Annotated in this window: 16 protein-coding genes; all 16 read left to right on the forward strand. The window is 54.0% G+C overall.

Annotated elements, in window-relative coordinates:
• Positions 1-125 precede the first annotated feature (125 nt).
• The 16 genes from serC to KW839_RS20060 all read left to right on the forward strand — a co-directional run bounded on the left by serC (position 126) and on the right by KW839_RS20060 (position 19,127).
• Positions 126-1,211 carry a 3-phosphoserine/phosphohydroxythreonine transaminase gene (gene serC / locus KW839_RS19985; protein WP_218425274.1) on the forward strand — a complete coding sequence of 362 codons (1,086 nt, stop codon included), beginning with the start codon at positions 126-128 and terminating at the stop codon, positions 1,209-1,211.
• On the forward strand, positions 1,211-2,305 hold the full coding sequence (gene pheA / locus KW839_RS19990) for a prephenate dehydratase (RefSeq protein ID WP_060540878.1): 1,095 nt from the start codon (positions 1,211-1,213) through the stop codon (positions 2,303-2,305). Before serC ends, pheA begins: the two co-directional genes overlap by 1 nt.
• 13 nt (positions 2,306-2,318) lie before the next feature.
• Positions 2,319-3,431, forward strand: coding sequence for a histidinol-phosphate transaminase (gene hisC / locus KW839_RS19995; protein ID WP_218425275.1), 1,113 nt, complete (start codon positions 2,319-2,321; stop codon positions 3,429-3,431).
• 28 nt (positions 3,432-3,459) lie between these two features.
• Positions 3,460-5,667, forward strand: a complete 2,208-nt coding sequence (locus tag KW839_RS20000) for a bifunctional prephenate dehydrogenase/3-phosphoshikimate 1-carboxyvinyltransferase (protein WP_371318089.1) — start codon at positions 3,460-3,462, stop codon at positions 5,665-5,667.
• Positions 5,664-6,353, forward strand: coding sequence for a (d)CMP kinase (cmk, locus tag KW839_RS20005; RefSeq protein ID WP_060540880.1), 690 nt, complete (start codon positions 5,664-5,666; stop codon positions 6,351-6,353). The genes KW839_RS20000 and cmk overlap by 4 nt, the downstream gene beginning before the upstream one ends.
• Positions 6,354-6,472: 119 nt before the next feature.
• Positions 6,473-8,164 carry a 30S ribosomal protein S1 gene (gene rpsA / locus KW839_RS20010; protein WP_046031753.1) on the forward strand — a complete coding sequence of 564 codons (1,692 nt, stop codon included), beginning with the start codon at positions 6,473-6,475 and terminating at the stop codon, positions 8,162-8,164.
• 200 nt (positions 8,165-8,364) lie between these two features.
• Positions 8,365-8,643, forward strand: a complete 279-nt coding sequence (locus tag KW839_RS20015) for a hypothetical protein (RefSeq protein ID WP_218425277.1) — start codon at positions 8,365-8,367, stop codon at positions 8,641-8,643.
• Positions 8,644-8,794: 151 nt separating this feature from the next.
• Entirely contained in the window at positions 8,795-9,097 is a 303-nt protein-coding gene (gene ihfB / locus KW839_RS20020; protein ID WP_218425278.1) for an integration host factor subunit beta, read from the forward strand.
• Positions 9,066-9,350 carry a LapA family protein gene (locus KW839_RS20025; protein ID WP_218425279.1) on the forward strand — a complete coding sequence of 95 codons (285 nt, stop codon included), beginning with the start codon at positions 9,066-9,068 and terminating at the stop codon, positions 9,348-9,350. The genes ihfB and KW839_RS20025 overlap by 32 nt, the downstream gene beginning before the upstream one ends.
• Before the next feature lie 182 nt (positions 9,351-9,532).
• Entirely contained in the window at positions 9,533-10,576 is a 1,044-nt protein-coding gene (locus KW839_RS20030) for an LPS O-antigen chain length determinant protein WzzB (protein WP_218425280.1), read from the forward strand.
• A gap of 481 nt (positions 10,577-11,057) precedes the next feature.
• Positions 11,058-12,335, forward strand: a complete 1,278-nt coding sequence (gene tviB / locus KW839_RS20035; protein ID WP_218425281.1) for a Vi polysaccharide biosynthesis UDP-N-acetylglucosamine C-6 dehydrogenase TviB — start codon at positions 11,058-11,060, stop codon at positions 12,333-12,335.
• A gap of 66 nt (positions 12,336-12,401) precedes the next feature.
• Complete coding sequence (locus KW839_RS20040; RefSeq protein WP_218425282.1) at positions 12,402-13,451, forward strand: NAD-dependent epimerase/dehydratase family protein; 1,050 nt, start codon at positions 12,402-12,404, stop codon at positions 13,449-13,451.
• Between the two features lie 5 nt (positions 13,452-13,456).
• Positions 13,457-14,680, forward strand: coding sequence for a hypothetical protein (locus KW839_RS20045; protein WP_218425283.1), 1,224 nt, complete (start codon positions 13,457-13,459; stop codon positions 14,678-14,680).
• Positions 14,681-14,993: 313 nt separating this feature from the next.
• Positions 14,994-16,007, forward strand: a complete 1,014-nt coding sequence (locus KW839_RS20050; RefSeq protein ID WP_218425284.1) for a hypothetical protein — start codon at positions 14,994-14,996, stop codon at positions 16,005-16,007.
• A 34-nt stretch (positions 16,008-16,041) separates the two neighbouring features.
• The gene (gene asnB, locus KW839_RS20055; RefSeq protein ID WP_218425285.1) at positions 16,042-17,967 is read left to right on the forward strand and encodes an asparagine synthase (glutamine-hydrolyzing); all 1,926 of its coding nucleotides are present in this window, start codon (positions 16,042-16,044) and stop codon (positions 17,965-17,967) included.
• A gap of 23 nt (positions 17,968-17,990) precedes the next feature.
• A complete protein-coding gene (locus KW839_RS20060; RefSeq protein ID WP_218425286.1) occupies positions 17,991-19,127 on the forward strand; it encodes a glycosyltransferase family 1 protein in 1,137 nt (378 codons plus the stop codon).
• Positions 19,128-19,129: the final 2 nt, after the last annotated feature.

A 19,129-nucleotide genomic window follows, 5' to 3' on the forward strand; every position in this document is an offset into this window, starting at 1 on the left:
TCCAGGGGCGCTTCGCACCCCAACGGGGGCAAGCCCCCTCGCCACAGGCAAGTCCGCTCCCGCATTCGATTCGTGTCGGCTGATGATGTAATGCGTGATACCACCAAATCAGAGCGAGATTGGATGTGAGCAAGAGAGCCTATAACTTCTGTGCCGGTCCTGCGGCGCTTCCTGAAGCTGTCCTGCAGCGCGCCCAGGGTGAACTTCTCGACTGGCACGGCAAGGGCCTGTCGGTCATGGAAATGAGCCATCGAAGTGATGAGTTCGTGTCCATCGCCACCAAGGCCGAGCAGGACCTGCGTGATCTGCTGAATATCCCGTCGAACTATAAAGTGCTGTTCCTGCAAGGCGGCGCTAGCCAGCAATTCGCTCAGATCCCGCTGAACCTGTTGCCGGAAAGCGGTACTGCCGACTATATCGACACCGGTATCTGGTCGCAGAAAGCCATTGAAGAAGCTTCGCGCTATGGTCACGTCAACGTTGCCGCCACCGCCAAGCCGTATGATTATTTCGCCATTCCTGGTCAGAACGAGTGGCAGTTGTCCAAAGACGCGGCCTACGTGCACTACGCGCCGAACGAAACCATCGGCGGCCTGGAATTCCAGTGGATCCCGGAAACAGGTGATGTGCCGCTGGTGGCCGACATGTCTTCTGACATCCTCTCGCGTCCGGTGGATGTTTCGCGCTTTGGCATGATCTACGCCGGCGCGCAGAAGAACATCGGCCCGAGCGGCATCGTGGTTAACATCGTTCGCGAAGACCTGCTGGGTAATGCTCGCTCCCTGTGCCCGACCATGCTCGACTACAAGGTCGCGGCCGACAACGGCTCGATGTACAACACCCCGCCGACTCTCGCCTGGTACTTGTCCGGCCTGGTGTTCGAATGGCTCAAGGAGCAGGGCGGCGTCGAGGCCATCGGCAAGCTCAATGAAGTGAAACAGCGCACGCTGTACGGCTTCATCGACGCCAGCGGCCTGTACAGCAATCCGATCAACAAGTCGGACCGCTCGTGGATGAACGTACCGTTTCGTCTGGCTGATGACCGTCTCGACAAGCCGTTCCTGGCTGGCGCCGACGAGCGTGGCTTGCTGAACCTCAAGGGTCACCGTTCCGTGGGTGGCATGCGCGCTTCCATCTATAACGCCGTCGACCTCAACGCGGTCAATGCGCTGGTGGGCTACATGGCAGAGTTCGAGAAGGAACATGGCTAATGTCTGAGCAAGAACTCAAGGCACTGCGCGTTCGCATTGATGCCCTGGACACCAAAGTCCTGGAGCTGATCAGTGAGCGTGCGCGTTGCGCCCAGGAAGTCGCGCGGGTAAAGATGGCCTCGCTGGCCGAAGGCGAAGTGCCGGTGTTCTATCGACCTGAGCGTGAAGCTCAGGTGCTCAAGCGAGTCATGGAGCGTAACCAGGGGCCCCTGGGCAACGAAGAGATGGCGCGGCTGTTCCGTGAAATCATGTCTTCTTGCCTGGCGCTGGAGCAGCCGCTGAAAGTGGCTTATCTCGGCCCTGAAGGCACCTTCACCCAGGCGGCGGCCATGAAGCACTTTGGCCACGCGGTGATCAGCAAGCCGATGGCGGCGATCGACGAAGTGTTCCGTGAAGTGGCGGCCGGTGCGGTGAACTTTGGCGTGGTCCCGGTGGAAAACTCCACCGAGGGTGCGGTCAACCACACCCTCGACAGTTTCCTTGAGCACGACATGGTGATCTGCGGAGAAGTCGAGTTGCGCATTCACCATCATCTGCTGGTCGGTGAAAACACCAAGACCGACAGCATCAGCCGTATCTACTCCCATGCCCAGTCCCTGGCCCAGTGCCGCAAGTGGCTGGACGCGCATTACCCGAATGTCGAGCGCGTGGCGGTATCAAGCAACGCTGAAGCGGCCAAGCGGGTCAAGGGCGAGTGGAACTCGGCAGCGATCGCTGGCGATATGGCGGCCAGCCTGTATGGGCTGACGCGATTGGCCGAAAAAATCGAGGATCGTCCGGATAACTCCACGCGTTTCCTGATGATCGGCAATCAGGAAGTACCGCCGACCGGCGACGACAAGACGTCGATCATCGTCTCGATGAGCAACAAGCCGGGCGCGCTTCACGAGTTGCTGGTGCCGTTCCACGACAATGGCATCGACCTGACGCGGATCGAAACCCGTCCTTCGCGCAGTGGTAAATGGACCTACGTGTTCTTCATCGACTTCGTCGGACACCACCGCGATCCGTTGATCAAGGGTGTGCTGGAAAAAATCAGTCAGGAAGCAGTGGCACTCAAGGTGCTGGGTTCCTACCCGAAAGCAGTTCTCTAAGGGGCGGTAGCAAATGAGTGGCAACTTCCTCGCTCTGGCACAGCCGGGCGTGCAACAACTTTCGCCTTACGTTCCGGGCAAGCCCGTGGACGAACTGGCCCGTGAGCTGGATCTCGATCCAGCCAGCATCGTCAAGCTGGCGAGCAACGAAAACCCGCTGGGTGCCAGCCCCAAGGCGCTGGCGGCGATCCGTGACGCGTTGGCCGAGCTGACCCGCTATCCGGACGGCAACGGTTTCGCGCTCAAGTCCCTGTTGGCCGAGCAGTGCCGTGTCGAGCTGAGCCAGGTGACCCTGGGCAACGGCTCCAACGACATTCTGGAACTGGTCGCGCGCGCGTACCTGGCGCCGGGTCTGAATGCGGTCTTCAGCGAGCATGCGTTTGCGGTGTATCCGATCGCCACTCAGGCGGTCGGCGCTCAAGCCAAGGTCGTTCCGGCCAAGGAATGGGGGCATGACCTGCCGGCGATGCTCGCCGCCATCGATGCCAACACCCGCGTAGTGTTCATCGCCAACCCTAATAACCCGACCGGGACCTGGTTCGATACCGAAGCACTGGACGAATTTCTGCAGGACGTGCCGGAGCACGTGTTGGTAGTGCTGGACGAGGCCTACATCGAGTACGCCGAAGGCAGCGATCTGCCGGACGGCCTGGACTTCCTCGCGGCCTATCCGAACCTGCTGGTTTCGCGCACCTTTTCCAAGGCCTATGGCCTGGCGGCGCTGCGTGTCGGCTATGGTCTTTCCACCGCGGTCGTGGCGGATGTGCTGAACCGCGTGCGTCAGCCGTTCAACGTCAACAGCCTGGCGTTGGCTGCGGCTTGTGCGGCGCTGAAGGATCAAGAGTATCTGGCGCAAAGCCGCCAGCTGAACGAGTCCGGCATGCAGCAACTGGAAGCCGGTTTTCGTGAGCTGGGGTTGAGCTGGATCCCGTCCAAAGGCAACTTCATTTGCGTCGATCTCGGTCAGGTCGCGGCGCCGTTGTTCCAGGGCTTGCTGCGCGAGGGCGTGATTGTGCGTCCGGTGGCCAACTACGGCATGCCGAACCACCTGCGCGTCACCATTGGCCTGCCGGCAGAGAACAGCCGCTTCCTGGAAGCGCTGAGCAAGGTTCTGGCTCGTGGTTGATGTTACTGCGCTGCAATCTGCTGAACCTGTGATCGGTCGCCTGGTGGTGGTCGGTCTCGGGTTGATCGGCGGTTCGTTTGCCAAGGGTTTGCGCGAAAGCGGTCTGTGCCGTGAAGTGGTCGGGGTCGATCTCGACCCGCAATCGCGCAAGCTTGCGGTCGAGTTGGGGGTGGTGGATCGCTGTGAAGAGGACCTGGCTGCTGCATGCCAGGGCGCTGACGTGATTCAGCTGGCCGTGCCGATCCTGGCCATGGAAAAGCTCCTTGGTCGCTTGGCCGCCATGGATTTGGGGCAGGCGATTCTGACCGACGTTGGTAGCGCCAAGGGCAATGTGGTGCGCGCCGCTGCCGAAGCGTTCGGTGGCATGCCGCCGCGTTTCGTGCCGGGGCATCCGATTGCCGGGTCCGAGCAGAGTGGGGTGGAGGCCTCGAATTCCGAGTTGTTCCGCCGCCACAAAGTCATCCTGACGCCGCTGGATCAGACCGAACCTGCCGCCTTGAGCGTGGTCGACCGTTTGTGGCGTGAATTGGGCGCCGATGTCGAGCACATGCAGGTCGAGCGTCATGATGAAGTGTTGGCGGCGACCAGCCACCTGCCGCATCTGTTGGCGTTCGGGCTGGTCGATTCGCTGGCCAAGCGCAATGAAAACCTTGAGATCTTCCGTTACGCTGCGGGCGGCTTCCGTGATTTCACAAGAATCGCCGGAAGCGACCCGGTGATGTGGCACGACATCTTTCTCGCCAACCGCGAAGCTGTCCTGCGCACACTCGATACATTTCGCAGCGACCTCGACGCCTTGCGCGACGCGGTCGATGCAGGGGATGGGCACCAATTGTTGGGCGTTTTCACTCGCGCCCGGGTTGCCCGCGAGCATTTCAGTAAAATCCTGGCCCGCAGGGCCTATGTGGACGCTATGAATTCCAACGATCTGATTTTCCTGGCTCAACCTGGTGGCCGCCTGTCCGGTCGGATTCGCGTACCAGGTGACAAATCGATTTCCCACCGCTCGATCATGCTCGGCTCCCTGGCCGAAGGCGTCACCGAGGTCGAAGGCTTCCTTGAGGGTGAAGATGCCCTGGCGACCCTCCAGGCGTTCCGCGACATGGGCGTGGTCATTGAAGGCCCGCACCATGGTCGCGTGACCATCCATGGCGTCGGCCTGCATGGCCTCAAGCCTGCGCCGGGCCCGATCTACCTGGGTAACTCCGGTACTTCCATGCGCCTGCTGTCCGGCTTGCTGGCTGCGCAGGACTTCGACAGCACCCTGACCGGTGACGCGTCGTTGTCCAAGCGCCCGATGAATCGCGTGGCCAACCCGCTGCGGGAAATGGGTGCGGTGATCGAGACCGCCGCTGAAGGCCGTCCGCCTATGATCATTCGCGGTGGCAACAAGCTCAAGGGCCTGACCTACACCATGCCGATGGCCAGCGCTCAGGTGAAGTCCTGCCTGCTGCTGGCGGGTCTGTATGCCGAGGGCAAGACTACCGTTACCGAGCCGGCTCCGACCCGTGACCATACCGAGCGCATGCTGCGCGGTTTCGGCTACCCGGTCAGCGTTGATGGCGCAACCGCTTCGGTCGAGTCCGGCAACAAGCTGACGGCGACCCACATTGAAGTGCCGGGCGATATCTCGTCGTCGGCGTTCTTCCTGGTGGCGGCATCGATCGCCGAAGGTTCGGAACTGGTGCTCGAGCACGTCGGCATCAACCCGACCCGTACCGGTGTCATCGACATTCTGCGTCTGATGGGCGCCGACATCACTCTGGAAAACCAGCGTGAAGTGGGTGGCGAGCCAGTAGCTGACCTGCGCGTACGTGCAGCTAAACTCAAAGGTATCGAGATTCCTGAAGAGCTGGTCCCACTGGCTATCGATGAGTTCCCGGTGCTGTTCGTCGCTGCCGCCTGTGCGCAAGGGCGTACCGTGCTGACCGGCGCCGAAGAGTTGCGGGTGAAAGAATCCGACCGCATTCAGGTCATGGCGGACGGCCTGCTGGCGTTGGGCGTCAAGTGCGAGCCGACTCCGGATGGCATCATCATCGACGGCGGCCAGATTGGCGGTGGCGAAGTGCACGGTCACGGGGACCACCGCATCGCCATGGCATTCAGCGTCGCTTCGCTGCGCGCAAGTGCACCGATTCGCATCCATGATTGCGCCAACGTCGCGACGTCGTTCCCCAACTTCCTGGCACTGTGTGCCCAGGTTGGTATCCGTGTTGCCCAAGAGGCTGAGTCGTGAACAACATTGCACCGGTCATCACCATTGATGGGCCAAGCGGCTCGGGCAAGGGCACGGTAGCCGGGATACTGGCCAAGCGCCTGGGCTGGAACCTGCTGGATTCCGGTGCCTTGTACCGACTGCTGGCGTTCGCTGCGCATAACCATGGTGTCGACCTGACCAATGAAGAGCTGCTGAAGAAACTCGCCGCTCATCTGGATGTGCAATTCATTGCGGCGACCGACGGTCAGCTGCAGCGCATCATCCTGGAAGGCGATGAAGTCAGTGATGTCATCCGCACCGAAAGTGTCGGCTCCGGTGCTTCCCAGGTGGCTGCGCTGCCGGCTGTGCGTGAGGCGCTGCTGCAACGCCAGCGCGCATTCCAGGAAGCGCCAGGCCTGGTGGCCGATGGTCGCGACATGGGCACCGTGGTTTTTCCTGGCGCACCGCTGAAGATTTTCCTGACGGCCAGTGCCGAGGAACGGGCCCGTCGTCGATATTTGCAGTTGAAGGGCAAGGTCGAGGGTGTTAGTCTGTCGAGTCTGCTAGATGAGATACGTGCGCGCGATGAGCGCGACACCCAGCGAGCGGTAGCCCCGCTCAAGCCGGCGGCTGACGCCATACAGCTGGATTCCACGGAATTATCCATCGATCAGGTGCTTGCACGCATCATGAGCGAGATCGCCATTCGCGATATCGCCGGGTGACCAAGAGGGTCGCGGGGGACCAGTCATAGTCCTGCGGCGCTTCTTTTATTTGAAACTAACCCACACCGTCTGGGGTGTGGAGATGGGCGTATTCTTCGCCCTCATCAACAGGAATTAAAATGAGCGAAAGCTTTGCGGAACTCTTTGAAGAAAGCCTAAAAACCCTGAACCTTCAGGCAGGCTCCATCATCACCGGTGTTATCGTTGATATCGATTACCAGGCTCGCTGGGTAACCGTTCACGCTGGCCTGAAGTCTGAAGCACTCATCCCGCTTGAGCAGTTCTACAACGACGCTGGCGAACTGAACATCAACGTCGGTGACGAAGTTCACGTTGCTCTGGACTCGGTTGAAGACGGCTTCGGTGAAACCAAGCTGTCCCGTGAAAAAGCCAAGCGCGCTGAATGCTGGATTGTTCTGGAAGCAGCCTTCGCAGCTGAGGAAGTGGTCAAGGGCGTTATCAACGGTAAGGTTAAAGGCGGCTTCACTGTCGACGTTAACGGCATCCGTGCGTTCCTGCCAGGTTCCCTGGTTGACGTTCGTCCAGTGCGCGACACCACGCACCTGGAAGGCAAAGAGCTGGAATTCAAGGTCATCAAGCTGGACCAGAAGCGCAACAACGTTGTCGTTTCCCGTCGTAGCGTCCTGGAAGCCGAGAACTCCGCCGAGCGCGAAGCTCTGCTGGAATCCCTGCAGGAAGGCCAGCAAGTCAAAGGTATCGTCAAGAACCTCACCGATTACGGCGCATTCGTCGATCTGGGTGGCGTCGATGGCCTGCTGCACATTACCGACATGGCCTGGAAGCGTATCAAGCATCCTTCCGAAATCGTCAACGTTGGCGACGAGATCGATGTCAAGGTTCTGAAGTACGATCGCGAACGCAATCGTGTTTCCCTGGGCCTGAAGCAACTGGGCGAAGATCCATGGGTTGCTATCAAAGCCCGTTACCCAGAAAGCACTCGCGTTACCGCTCGTGTAACCAACCTGACCGACTACGGCTGCTTCGCTGAGCTGGAAGAAGGCGTTGAAGGTCTGGTACACGTTTCCGAAATGGACTGGACCAACAAGAACATCCACCCTTCGAAAGTCGTACAAGTCGGCGACGAAGTGGAAGTCATGGTTCTGGACATCGACGAAGAGCGTCGTCGTATCTCCCTCGGCATCAAGCAGTGCAAGTCCAACCCATGGGAAGACTTCTCTGGCCAGTTCAACAAGGGCGATAAAATCTCCGGCACCATCAAGTCGATCACCGATTTCGGTATCTTCATTGGTCTGGACGGCGGCATCGACGGTCTGGTTCACCTGTCCGACATCTCCTGGAACGAAGTGGGCGAAGAAGCCGTTCGCCGCTTCAAGAAGGGCGACGAGCTGGACACCGTTATCCTGTCGGTTGACCCAGAGCGCGAGCGCATCTCCCTGGGTATCAAGCAACTGGAAAGCGATCCGTTCTCCGAGTACGTTCAAGAGAACGACAAAGGCGCAATCGTTAAAGGCATCGTGAAAGAAGTTGACGCCAAAGGCGCCATCATCACTCTGGCCGACGATATCGAAGCGACTCTGAAAGCCTCCGAAATCAGCCGTGACCGCGTTGAAGACGCGCGCAACGTTCTGAAAGAAGGCGAAGAAGTAGAAGCCAAGATCATCAGCGTTGACCGTAAGAGCCGTGTAATCCAGCTGTCGATCAAGTCGAAAGACGTTGAAGACGAGAAAGAAGCAATCCAGAGCTTGAAAGACAAGCCTGCTGCTGACGTCGCTGCTGGTCCTACCACTCTGGGCGACCTGTTGCGTGCACAAATGGAAAAGCAGAACTAAGTTCTGATTTTCTGTAAAAAGGGCGACTTCGGTCGCCCTTTTTTGTGTCTGGAATTTGGTGTGATTGGAGGCCAATGCGGGAGATGAAACCAAGGGCGCGCACAGGTGTCTCTTTCTTTAGGCGGATCAAGCTCTTATTTGCAGCTAGTCTGTAGCAGAAGAGGGTGACGTCGGGCATGTTGCCTGGCATAAGGAAGTGAATGAACAAGCTCATTGTCGTAATGGCTGTACTGACACTGGCGGGTTGCACTACTAATGCCAAGACTCACGCCGTGCGTGGTGTCAGTGGCATTGAGGTCGATTGTTCGGGGCTCGGCTCGAAGTGGGAAAGGTGCTACAAGCGCGCGGCTAAGGAGTGCCCTGGGGCAGGCTACAAGATTCTGGCAAGGTCCGACGATGCCAGGGGCGAAGATGAATTTCCTTTTGGGTTTAATCCCGCGGGTTATTTTACGAGGACAATGCTGGTGATCTGCCGATGAGCGCATGTCCCAGGATTCTTCACTAACCGTCCTGGAATCGAGCATTCCTGTTCGGGTGTGGGCAAGGTTAAGGTCGGGCTGTTCAAATTCATTCCGGCGTGCTAAAACCTTTGGAGCGCTGATCTAGCTGCTTGAAAAAGAAGGGAAAAATATGACGAAGTCGGAGTTGATCGAACGAATTGTCACCCATCAAGGGCTGCTCTCATCCAAGGATGTGGAGTTGGCCATCAAGACCATGCTTGAACAAATGTCCCAATGCCTGGCTACCGGGGATCGTATCGAGATCCGGGGGTTCGGCAGCTTCTCCCTGCACTATCGGGCACCGCGTGTCGGTCGTAACCCGAAAACCGGTCAGTCAGTTAGCCTCGACGGAAAATTTGTTCCGCATTTCAAGCCGGGTAAGGAATTGCGTGATCGAGTGAATGAAGAGGAGGAGGGCTACGGTGAGGAGTAGTTGGGGCGCCAAGAGTCGCTTCAGTCGGTTGGCGATCACGGGGCTCGTCGTGTTGGTGGCGCTAGCGTGCTTGCTTTTTGTGCTGGAAAACCAGCAGCTAGTCGTCGTTTCCTTTTTCGGTTTTTCATCCCCCCAGTTGCAGGTGTCAATTGTCGGGGTTATCTCATTTCTGGTCGGGATGATCGTGGGTGGGTTGATGGTCGCCGCTTATGCCTTGAGATCCAGGAGGAGAGCGAGGCAGGTTTCCCGTTAATATTGTTACTTTGTTTTCGAGCGTGCAGCCGGGGTGTCGTGATGCGATATCCTGCAAGTATTCTTTAAGAGAGAGGGTATTATACAGTTTCGGCAGGAGTCGCGGAGTTCGCGTTGATGGCCTGCCCTTAAGTAATGCACTCTCGGAATGTAAAGTACTCTTTAAGTAAAGGCTTCCAGTATATGCACGTTGACTCCAAAGAAGAAAATAGTCTAGGTGATTTTGAGTTTCAAAGATTTGTTAATGCCATATTGCGACAAAAGTTTATCGTTTTAGGTTTTACCGTCCTGGGTGCTGTTGTTGCAGCGAGCTATGCGTTTGTCGTAACGCCAATTTATGAGGCGCGGGCATTCGTGATCCCGCCCACGCAGAACGATATCGCTAACTTTAATTACGGCCGGACAACAGAGGCAGAGCTGGTTCCTTATAGCGTAAAGGATGTCTACGATATATACACTCGTCGTTTGCAGGCGGAGTCGCTGCGTCGAGATTTTTTTTATAGAGTCTATGTGCCAAGTTTGTCCGGGGATGAGCGCAAAAGCCCTCAGGACGTTTTGTATGCGAATTTCTCTCAGGTGCTTCGCGTTGTCTCCCCGCTAAGGGAGGGCTCGGACAGATATCTGGTTGTCGTGCAGACCAGTAACCCTGAACAGGCAAAGAGTTGGGCTGCCGAGTTCATCTCCGAAGCTGGTGAATTGGCTAAAAACGAAATGATACGGAACCTTTCGGTCGAGTCCGAGGTTCGTGCGCGGAATTTGGAGCAGCAGATAAATTCCGCCAGAGAGAATAGCCGAAAGGCGAGAGAAGACTCGATCGTCAAGTTGGGTGAGGCGTTGCGTATTGCTGAAGCTATTGGTCTGGAACGGCCGCCTGCCATTACTGTGAATCAGGCGGTAATTGCGGGTGGGGAGTCTGGTCAGCTTACGTACATGCGTGGTTCGAAAGCGCTGAAGGCGGAAATTGAGAACTTGCAGGCTCGTACCTCAGATGACCCGTTTATAGGAAATCTGCGCGAACTTCAGGAAGAGTATAGTTTTTTCAAAGGATTGAAGATTGACGCGGCCGCAGTTTCTGTCTATCGGCAGGACGGAGATGTGGAGCTGCCGGACAACCCAATCAAGCCTAACAAGGCATTGATCATTGTGTTGGGCATTATTTCCGGGTTTATCCTGGGTATGGCTTTCGTAATGTTGCGTGGGTTCTTCGTCACGAAACTGGAAGATTAGATTTAGATTCTCCTCGTCCCCGGTACTATTTCAACATCCTGTCGCCCAGAGTGGAGGGGCTGGGGAGGCCTGATGCCTGATGGTCTGTTCCAGCTGGATCGATTGGGCATCCGGTGGTCGGTCTTGGTGAGGATGGGGCATGGGTGAGTGGTATGTTGCCCGCATTCAGCCTTCGTCCGGATTTTTCGACGGGTGGGGTCGGGATTTTCCTGATAGTGTGATACGCGGCGATGATCCCAGATGATCGTTGGTAGTTTTCAGTCGTTTCACAGGCAGCTATTATCCTTGCCATCGAGGTTGCACCCGCATTACGCCAAGGAAGGACGCAGATTCTTTCCCTGGCTGCTGAAATGATTGTGGTTCTCAGCGGAGCTTTCGGTATAATTTCAAATTTACGTAGCTATCTCGTGCGTTTCTGACGCGCGAGATAAGAAGTGGTTTTTACCATCGACTTAATATTGATGAATGGCAAGGGAAAACAATGCTTAAACTCGAAGACGTGAAGTTGGCCATAGTGGGTCTCGGTTATGTGGGCTTGCCGCTGGCGGTTGAGTTTGGCAAAAAAATGCAAGTGGTTGGTTTCGATATCAGCCAGCGTCGAATTGATGCGCTGAAAGCTGGACATGACGCTACTCTCGAGGTGTCCGATGATGAGTTGAAGTCGGCGTCGGGCTTGAGTTTTAGCTCAGCTCTGGATGAATTGTCTGCCAGCAATGTATTTATTGTTACCGTGCCTACCCCGATCGATGAGCACAAAAGGCCGGACTTGACGCCTTTGGTTAAGGCGAGTGAGTCCATTGGTCGAGTTCTGAAAAAGGGCGATATCGTAATTTATGAGTCAACCGTCTATCCTGGCGCTACCGAGGAAGACTGTGTGCCGGTGCTGGAAAAAGTATCTGGCCTCAAATTCAATGTTGATTTTTTTGCAGGTTATAGTCCGGAGCGTATAAATCCTGGCGATAAAGAACACCGCGTTACTACCATTAAAAAAGTTACAGCCGGTTCAACTCCGGAAGTCGCCGATCTCGTCGATGCACTCTATAACACAATTATTATTGCCGGGACTCACAAGGCCAAGAGCATCAAAGTTGCCGAAGCGGCGAAGGTCATTGAAAATACTCAGCGCGATTTGAATATTGCGTTGATCAATGAGTTGGCATTGATCTTCAATAAAATGGGTATCGATACCGAGGCAGTGTTAGAAGCCGCCGGGACCAAGTGGAACTTCTTGCCGTTTCGCCCGGGCCTGGTAGGTGGGCATTGCATTGGTGTAGACCCTTACTACCTGACGCATAAAGCCCAGTCGATTGGTTACCATCCTGAAATCATTCTGGCCGGTCGCCGCTTGAACGATAGTATGGGCGCCTACGTCGTGTCTCAACTGGTCAAGGCCATGCTCAAGCGCAAAATTCATGTCGACGGTGCTCGAGTACTGATTATGGGTTTGACGTTCAAGGAAAACTGCCCTGATCTGCGAAACACCAAAATCATCGACATCGTTAATGAGCTTGCAGAATTCAATATTGTTGTTGATGTGTACGACCCGTGGGTAGATGTGGCTGAAGCACAGCATGAGTACTCAATCACTCCTGTCAGTCAGCCAGAGGTCAACTCCTACGACGGTATTATTCTGGCTGTGGCACATAACGAATTTTCCGCAATGGGCGCTGAGAGCATTCGCAGTTTGGGTAAAGCCGAACACGTTCTTTATGACCTTAAGTATCTCCTGGATGCTTCTCAGTCAGACCTGCGTCTTTGAGTCTCAGGGTCTGCGAAGACCCTGATTCGTTATCGCTGAATTCAAAATTGCCAAGTCGAGAATTACATGATCCGTTTCGAACAAGTCAAAGCTGAAATCCAACAGTCTCCAAAAGTTTGGTTGATCACGGGTGTTGCCGGATTTATCGGTTCCAATCTATTGGAGACGCTGCTGCAACTGGATCAACGGGTTGTGGGGCTCGATAACTTTGCGACTGGCCATCAACGTAATCTCGACGAAGTGCAATCGGTAGTGAGTCCGGAGCAATGGGCGCGATTCGCATTGGTTACCGGGGATATCAGAAATATTGAAGACTGCAGGAAAGCGATGAGTTTTGCTGGGTCCACCGATACTCCAGTGGATTACGTTCTGCATCAGGCAGCACTTGGCTCCGTTCCTCGCTCCATCAATGATCCTATTACCACCAATAGCACCAATATTGATGGCTTTCTGAATATGCTCGTTGCGGCGAAAGACGCGCAGGTGAAGAGTTTTACCTACGCAGCTTCCAGTTCTACCTATGGTGACCACCCGGCTCTTCCAAAAGTTGAGGGGGTTATCGGAAAGCCTCTTTCTCCTTATGCAGTCACGAAGTATGTAAACGAACTGTACGCCGAGGTTTTTTCCAGTACTTACGGGTTCAAAACCATCGGCCTTCGTTATTTCAACGTGTTCGGCAAGCGTCAAGATCCGAATGGCGCCTACGCAGCCGTTATTCCGAAGTGGACTGCAGCCATGATCAGTAACGAGGAAGTTTTCGTTAATGGTGATGGTGAAACGAGTCGCGATTTCTGCTTTGTAGAGAATGCGGTCCAGGCCAATATTCTGGCTGCCTGTGCGAGCCCTGAAGCCAAAAACAATGTTTATAACGTCGCCGTTGGAGACCGCACAACATTGAATGAGGTCTTTGCTTGCATCAAGGGCGCTTTGGCCAATGTTGATGTCACAACTACGTCAGAATTGGTATATCGGGATTTTCGTGCCGGTGATGTAAGGCATTCGCAAGCCAATATAGACAAGGCCAGGAATCTGCTGGGTTATCAACCCCTGTTCAATGTTGGCGAGGGCATGTTGAAAGCAGCTGGCTGGTACGTCTCTTTCTTCGCAAGAAGCTGACTCTGGTGATTAAAGAGATCAGTGCAATCACCGTTTTGGCAAACAAACTTTGCATGTTTGTTATGCTGTTCAGCCTGGCCCGGATTCTGGGGGTCGAGTTGTACGGTGTATTCTCTTACCATTACGCTATCGTCACAGGCATCGCGACTGTGGCGGGCGAGTGCTTGAGTGTGGCGCTGAGTCGCTATGCGGTATTGAATGCCGAAAATGTAAATTACAGGACTTCCTTGAGCCTCATGGCATGGGGTGGCATTGTTGTGGGTGCCCTCTGTATTGTCGTGTTTTCGGCTTTCCCGGCGCCGGCTTCGTCCTATGAGGCAAGTACGGGCTACTTGATGGTTGGAGCGTTTTTGCTCGGTTTTGCTTGTGTTTGCAATTTGACCATCACCGGCCTGATGTTCTCCTTGAACACCACGGGTAGATGGGTGGCCGCTTTGGCCGCTCACGGGCTGCTTGGATTGCTGCTGGTGGTAGCAATCGCGAAGGCTGATGGGCGTATAGAGGGTGTGATACTGACACTTGCACTTTGCACTTTGATCGCTCCTGCGTTCGGCTTCTTGATGATAAAGGCCAGCAAGCTCTCACAAGACAAAACGCAAGGGCGTGAGTATTTCTCTTTTGCAAAGATGATAGCGCTGCTATCCCGGTCCGGGGCACCTGCAATCGCTGGAAGCATGCTTCTGGGGGCGCCTGTCCACATCGTTTGTCTGATGATTTTTGCTAACTCGAGTTTGAATGTGTCAGAAGTAGGCTATTTCAACCTTTTTTTCCTGTTTTATATTCTGGTTACGGTTCTTCCAAGTTCGCTTACTTCTTATGCTATCGTCAAACTCGCAGGGCGCGGCAACAGTGCCAGTAAACTGTATTTGACACTCGGTGTCGCAATCGCGGTTTGCTTGCCTTTGTTCTTGGTTGTGACGCAGAGTTACTGGCTGTGTTTCCTTGGTAGTGGTTTTTGCAGCAAGGATAATCTTCTGACTTACGCGGTGGTGGCGGGGGGGCTTGGTCTTGTGACTACCATCGTCACTCAAATCCTGCATAGCAAAAACTTGACGAGAGTTGTTTTTCTGGGTAGTTGCATATACGCAGTTGTCTACCTTTCGTCGACAATTTTTGCGGGTGTGAAAGGCGATATGTTGGCAATTGATCTTTTCAGATCATTCGTGCTGGCCTTGGCTGCGCAGATTGTTGTGCTTGCAGCCTTGGGTGGGCGTAAGTTGGTGCGATGAAAAACATGTTTGATATGAGCCATGCTTACGAAAAGCGCATGTCTACAAGTGATATTGGGGCCAGTGTTGAACCTGGTTGGCGGTTCTATTGCTTTGATTTTTTTGGTTAAGGCTCATGGTTATATTACTGGTTTCGGCAAGTTTACTGATTTTGGTCGCTCAATGTGTATTGTGCCTGATATTAAAAAAATATCTTGTGGCGTTGTACGCTGTCTGCTATTCGGTACCCTTTCTTGGACTCATAAGCTCCCTATGGGGGAACACCATTACGCTTTGGCCTATCGGGAACTATAATTTTTATCTGGATGACCTTTTGGTCCTCAGGCTGTCACTCGTCTGGCTCCTGGGGGTCTCGGGCGGGCTGGTTGCCTATCTGTTGTCGCTTCTGGTTCCTTCCAGAAGTCTTTACTCGAACAGCGTTGCCTTTTTTTCCCCAGTGGACTTCAAGTTGGCCGCGCTGGTGTTTCTTTCGCTCTCGGTCTTTTTTATTCTGTTCAGATTCGTAAATGCGAATGCGTTACTCGAGATGTTTGCGGGCATTGAATCGGTGGTGGTTTTTTCCATCATTGCGGTCACTGCATCGGTGTTTGCCTACCCCTCCAGGACCATGCTTGCCTTGTCGGCGCTTCTGGTAATCGCTTATTGCGTTGCTAACGCAATGACTGGAGATCGGGATTTCGTTGTGTTGGTTGTGGCCTATGTGCTGGGTTTGATGTTTCGTTACAATCATCTTATAAAATTTAAGGTGTTGTTATTTGTCACGACTTTCATGGCGCTTGTTCTGGCCAGTGGTGTGGTTGTTTCGATGAGTCGAATGGAAGTTGATTTGACTTCAGATAATATTACGCAGTATTTCTTGTTCAACTCATGGAACGCGATAATATTACCTCTTGTCCAACAGTTGACCAATTTCTGGGATGGCGAACACCTTCGGTATGGCCAAACCTACGTGGACATGTTCCTTTCGCTCGCGCCTTCTCCCATCTATTCGGCTTTCGGTGTGGCAAAGCCCATCATGGTAGATAATCCTGCCCTCTGGTACTACATTACCGGTTTGGGCGGGATCCATGTCGCCGGCGTTGCGTTCGAAAACTTTGGGTTGTTTGGCGTGTTCCTCAATGGATTCATCAGCGTCAGTTTCCTGCGGATGATTGATTCGCGTTGCCGCGATGACGACTTCTTGCGAATTTTTCTGTATATGCTTTGTGCTGCATCGGTTATGCACTGGGTTTGGTATGGCGAAATATACTTGCTGAACTCATTGGTTTTTTATGTGATGTCCTTAGGATTATTCTTCGCGATGAAACTCGTTCGGGTTTTGAAGTGAGTATAAAAATTTTCACTGGAGTGAGAGCGTAGGTATGTGCGGAATTGCGGGAGTTGTCGGGTGGAAGCTGGATCAGCAGAGCGCCATTGCCGTTGGCACAATGGTAGATGCGCTGATACATCGCGGGCCCGATGACGGAGCAGTTTGGTCAGATGCCGATAGTGGGATTTCGCTAGGCCATCGGCGGCTTTCCATTCTGGAGTTGTCGGTACATGGAAGTCAGCCAATGGTGTCCGATAACGAGCGTTTCGTTATTGTTTTCAATGGTGAAATCTACAACTTCAACGAGCTGCGCCAGAAACTGATTGATTCCGGGTCGACACGTACCTGGCGAGGTCACTCTGACACGGAAGTACTGTTGGCAGCGATCGAGACGTGGGGTGTCCGCGCAACGCTTGAAAATTTGGTCGGCATGTTTGCATTCGCTGTCTGGGACAAACTTTCCAAGACGATTACGCTAGCCCGTGACCGTATGGGGGAAAAACCCCTTTATTACGGCATCGTCGGTAACCGTTTTGTTTTTTCCTCCGAGTTGAAGGCAATAAAGGCGGCATTCAGTGATGACCTGCGCATTGATCGTCACGCGCTGGCGAAGTTCGTCAGGTTCGGCTATGTTCCAGCCCCGGAGTCAATCTACGAAGGCATCAAGAAACTGCCGCCAGCCCACTATCTGACTGTTGAATCATTTTCTTCCGAGCAGACGCCGGTTGCATACTGGTCGTTATCACAATCCAGTACATTGAGGGACGAGCTGTCTCAGGCTACTGATAAAGAAGTGGTAGATGCAGTGGGCGAACGGCTTTCGGCAGCGGTAAAGTCGCAGATGATTGCAGATGTTCCACTCGGTGCGTTCCTGTCCGGGGGAGTGGATTCGAGCCTGATTGTTTCTTTGATGCAATCGCAAAGCAGTTCGAGTATCAACACTTACACTATCGGATTTAATGAACCTGAATTTGATGAAGCGCCGTATGCGAAGGCCATCGCCAAGCACCTGGGGACTAATCACACTGAATTTTACCTGGGTGCAGATGACGCAGTTTCGATAATTCCGCATTTGCCGGAAATATACGACGAGCCTTTCGCTGACTCCTCGCAGATCCCTACGATCCTGGTTTCCAGGATGACCAAGCAACACGTATCGGTTGCGTTGTCCGGAGACGGCGGTGACGAACTTTTTGCAGGTTATCCTCGTTACCAGATCACTGCCGGCTTATGGGCGCGTATAGAAAAGCTTCCATTGCCTGCACGCCGAATCATGGCTTATTCACTTCGCACGCTATCCTCCAAAGGTTGGGACAACGTCTGCTCTGTTCTTCCGGGTTCGGTACGAGCGAAGGTGAATGGTCGACGTATCTACAGAATGTCCGAACTGCTGGCATCTGAAAATCTGGCGCAGATGTACACCGGTTTGATGTCACAGTGGCAGCCTACTGATAATGTTGTGCTGGGTGTTGGCGCTCAGGATCAGGGAATGATTTGTTGGGAGTCGGCGCAGGACTATATTGAGGAAATGCGTCGGTGGGACGTTTCTCAATATTTGCCTGACGACTTGCTGGTCAAAGTAGACCGTGGCGCAATGAGCGCGAGCCTCGAAACGCGAGCGCCATTGCTCGATCATCGTGTTGCGGAGCTGGCTTTTTCTCTGTCTTCAGACCAGTTGATCAAAAATGGCGCTGGGAAATGGCCACTTCGCGAGCTGCTGAAGCGCTACGTACCCACTTCATTCTTCGACAGGCCAAAGGCGGGGTTCTCCATTCCCCTGGCGCAATGGCTGCGTGGGCCGCTTAGAGAGTGGGCGGAGGAGTTGTTGGCGGAAGAGCGTATCAAGAGAGAGGGTTATTTTGATTGTCAGAAAATTCGTTCGGCATGGCTCCAGCATCAAAACGGAACCTACGATCGCAGTCTTCATTTGTGGAATATTCTAATGTTCCAGTCCTGGCTTGATAAAAATAGTCGCTAATTTATATTGAGCAAAGGTGTTTTATGAAGATAGTTTTCAATGCGCTCTCTGCCCGTCTTGGCGGGGGGCAGACATATCTGATCAATCTATTTCAGTTTGTACCTGTTAATGCAGACCTTGAAATTCTAGTTTTCGCTCCAGCCTCACTGAAACTGCCGGATCATCCAGCGATCCGTCGGGTCGAGCCGGCCTGGCCCACAGAGAACCCGGTTGTCAGGGCACTCTGGGAAAAGTGGGTGCTGCCCGGTATCTTGAAAGCGGAAAAGGCCGATGTTCTGTTTTGCCCTGGTGGGGTAGTGGGCACTCGTGCACCCGCTGGCTGCAAGGTCGCGACGATGTTTCGGAACATGATCCCGTTCGATCTGCGCGTACGGAAAAGTATCCCGTTAGGGTTGCAGCGCGTGAGGAACTGGTTGTTGAATCGCATTATGCTCAAGAGCATGTCGCAAGCTGATTTAACGATTTTTATCTCTAATTATGCGCGGAGTGTAATCGAGTCACTGACGCAGGTAAAAAACGCGGTGACAATCCCTCATGGGATTGGTTCGGTATTTCGCACGCACAGTGGTACTACTGTTCGCCCTGATTTTCTGCCGGCGAGTGAATATATTCTATATGTGTCAAGGTTTGACGTTTACAAGCATCACTATGAAGTAGTTAGTGCCTACGCGGAACTATCTCCTGAACTTCGTGAAAGGTTTCCGCTGATTCTCGTGGGTGAAACAAACCTGCCAGAAGCGGAGCGCGTAAAGTCTTTGATTGCAGCGCTCGGCCTGGAAAAGCAGGTGGTTCTGCTGGGCGCAATTCCCTATCAGAGCCTTCCTCCTCTGTATCATCACGCCTATCTGAATCTGTTTGCTTCATCCTGTGAGAACTGCCCAAATATTCTTCTTGAGGCACTTGCATCGGGCAGGCCAATGATCTGTTCGGATGTAATGCCGATGCCGGAGTTTGGAGCGGACGCGGCACTTTATTTTTCTCCTTTTGATTCCAAGGATATACGTAAGGTTCTCAGCGAAGCGTTAACAAGCCCGGATACTTTGGAACGGCTGTCCGCCGCGGCAGTTACGCAAAGCGACAAGTTTGATTGGGAAAACACCTCAAGAAAAACCTGGCTCGAGTTGCTGGCATTGGCCGCGCGCGCAAAAGGAAGTATTTGATA

Source organism: Pseudomonas sp. PDM31 (genome assembly GCF_019218965.1).
In the GTDB taxonomy this organism is placed as follows: Bacteria; Pseudomonadota; Gammaproteobacteria; order Pseudomonadales; family Pseudomonadaceae; genus Aquipseudomonas.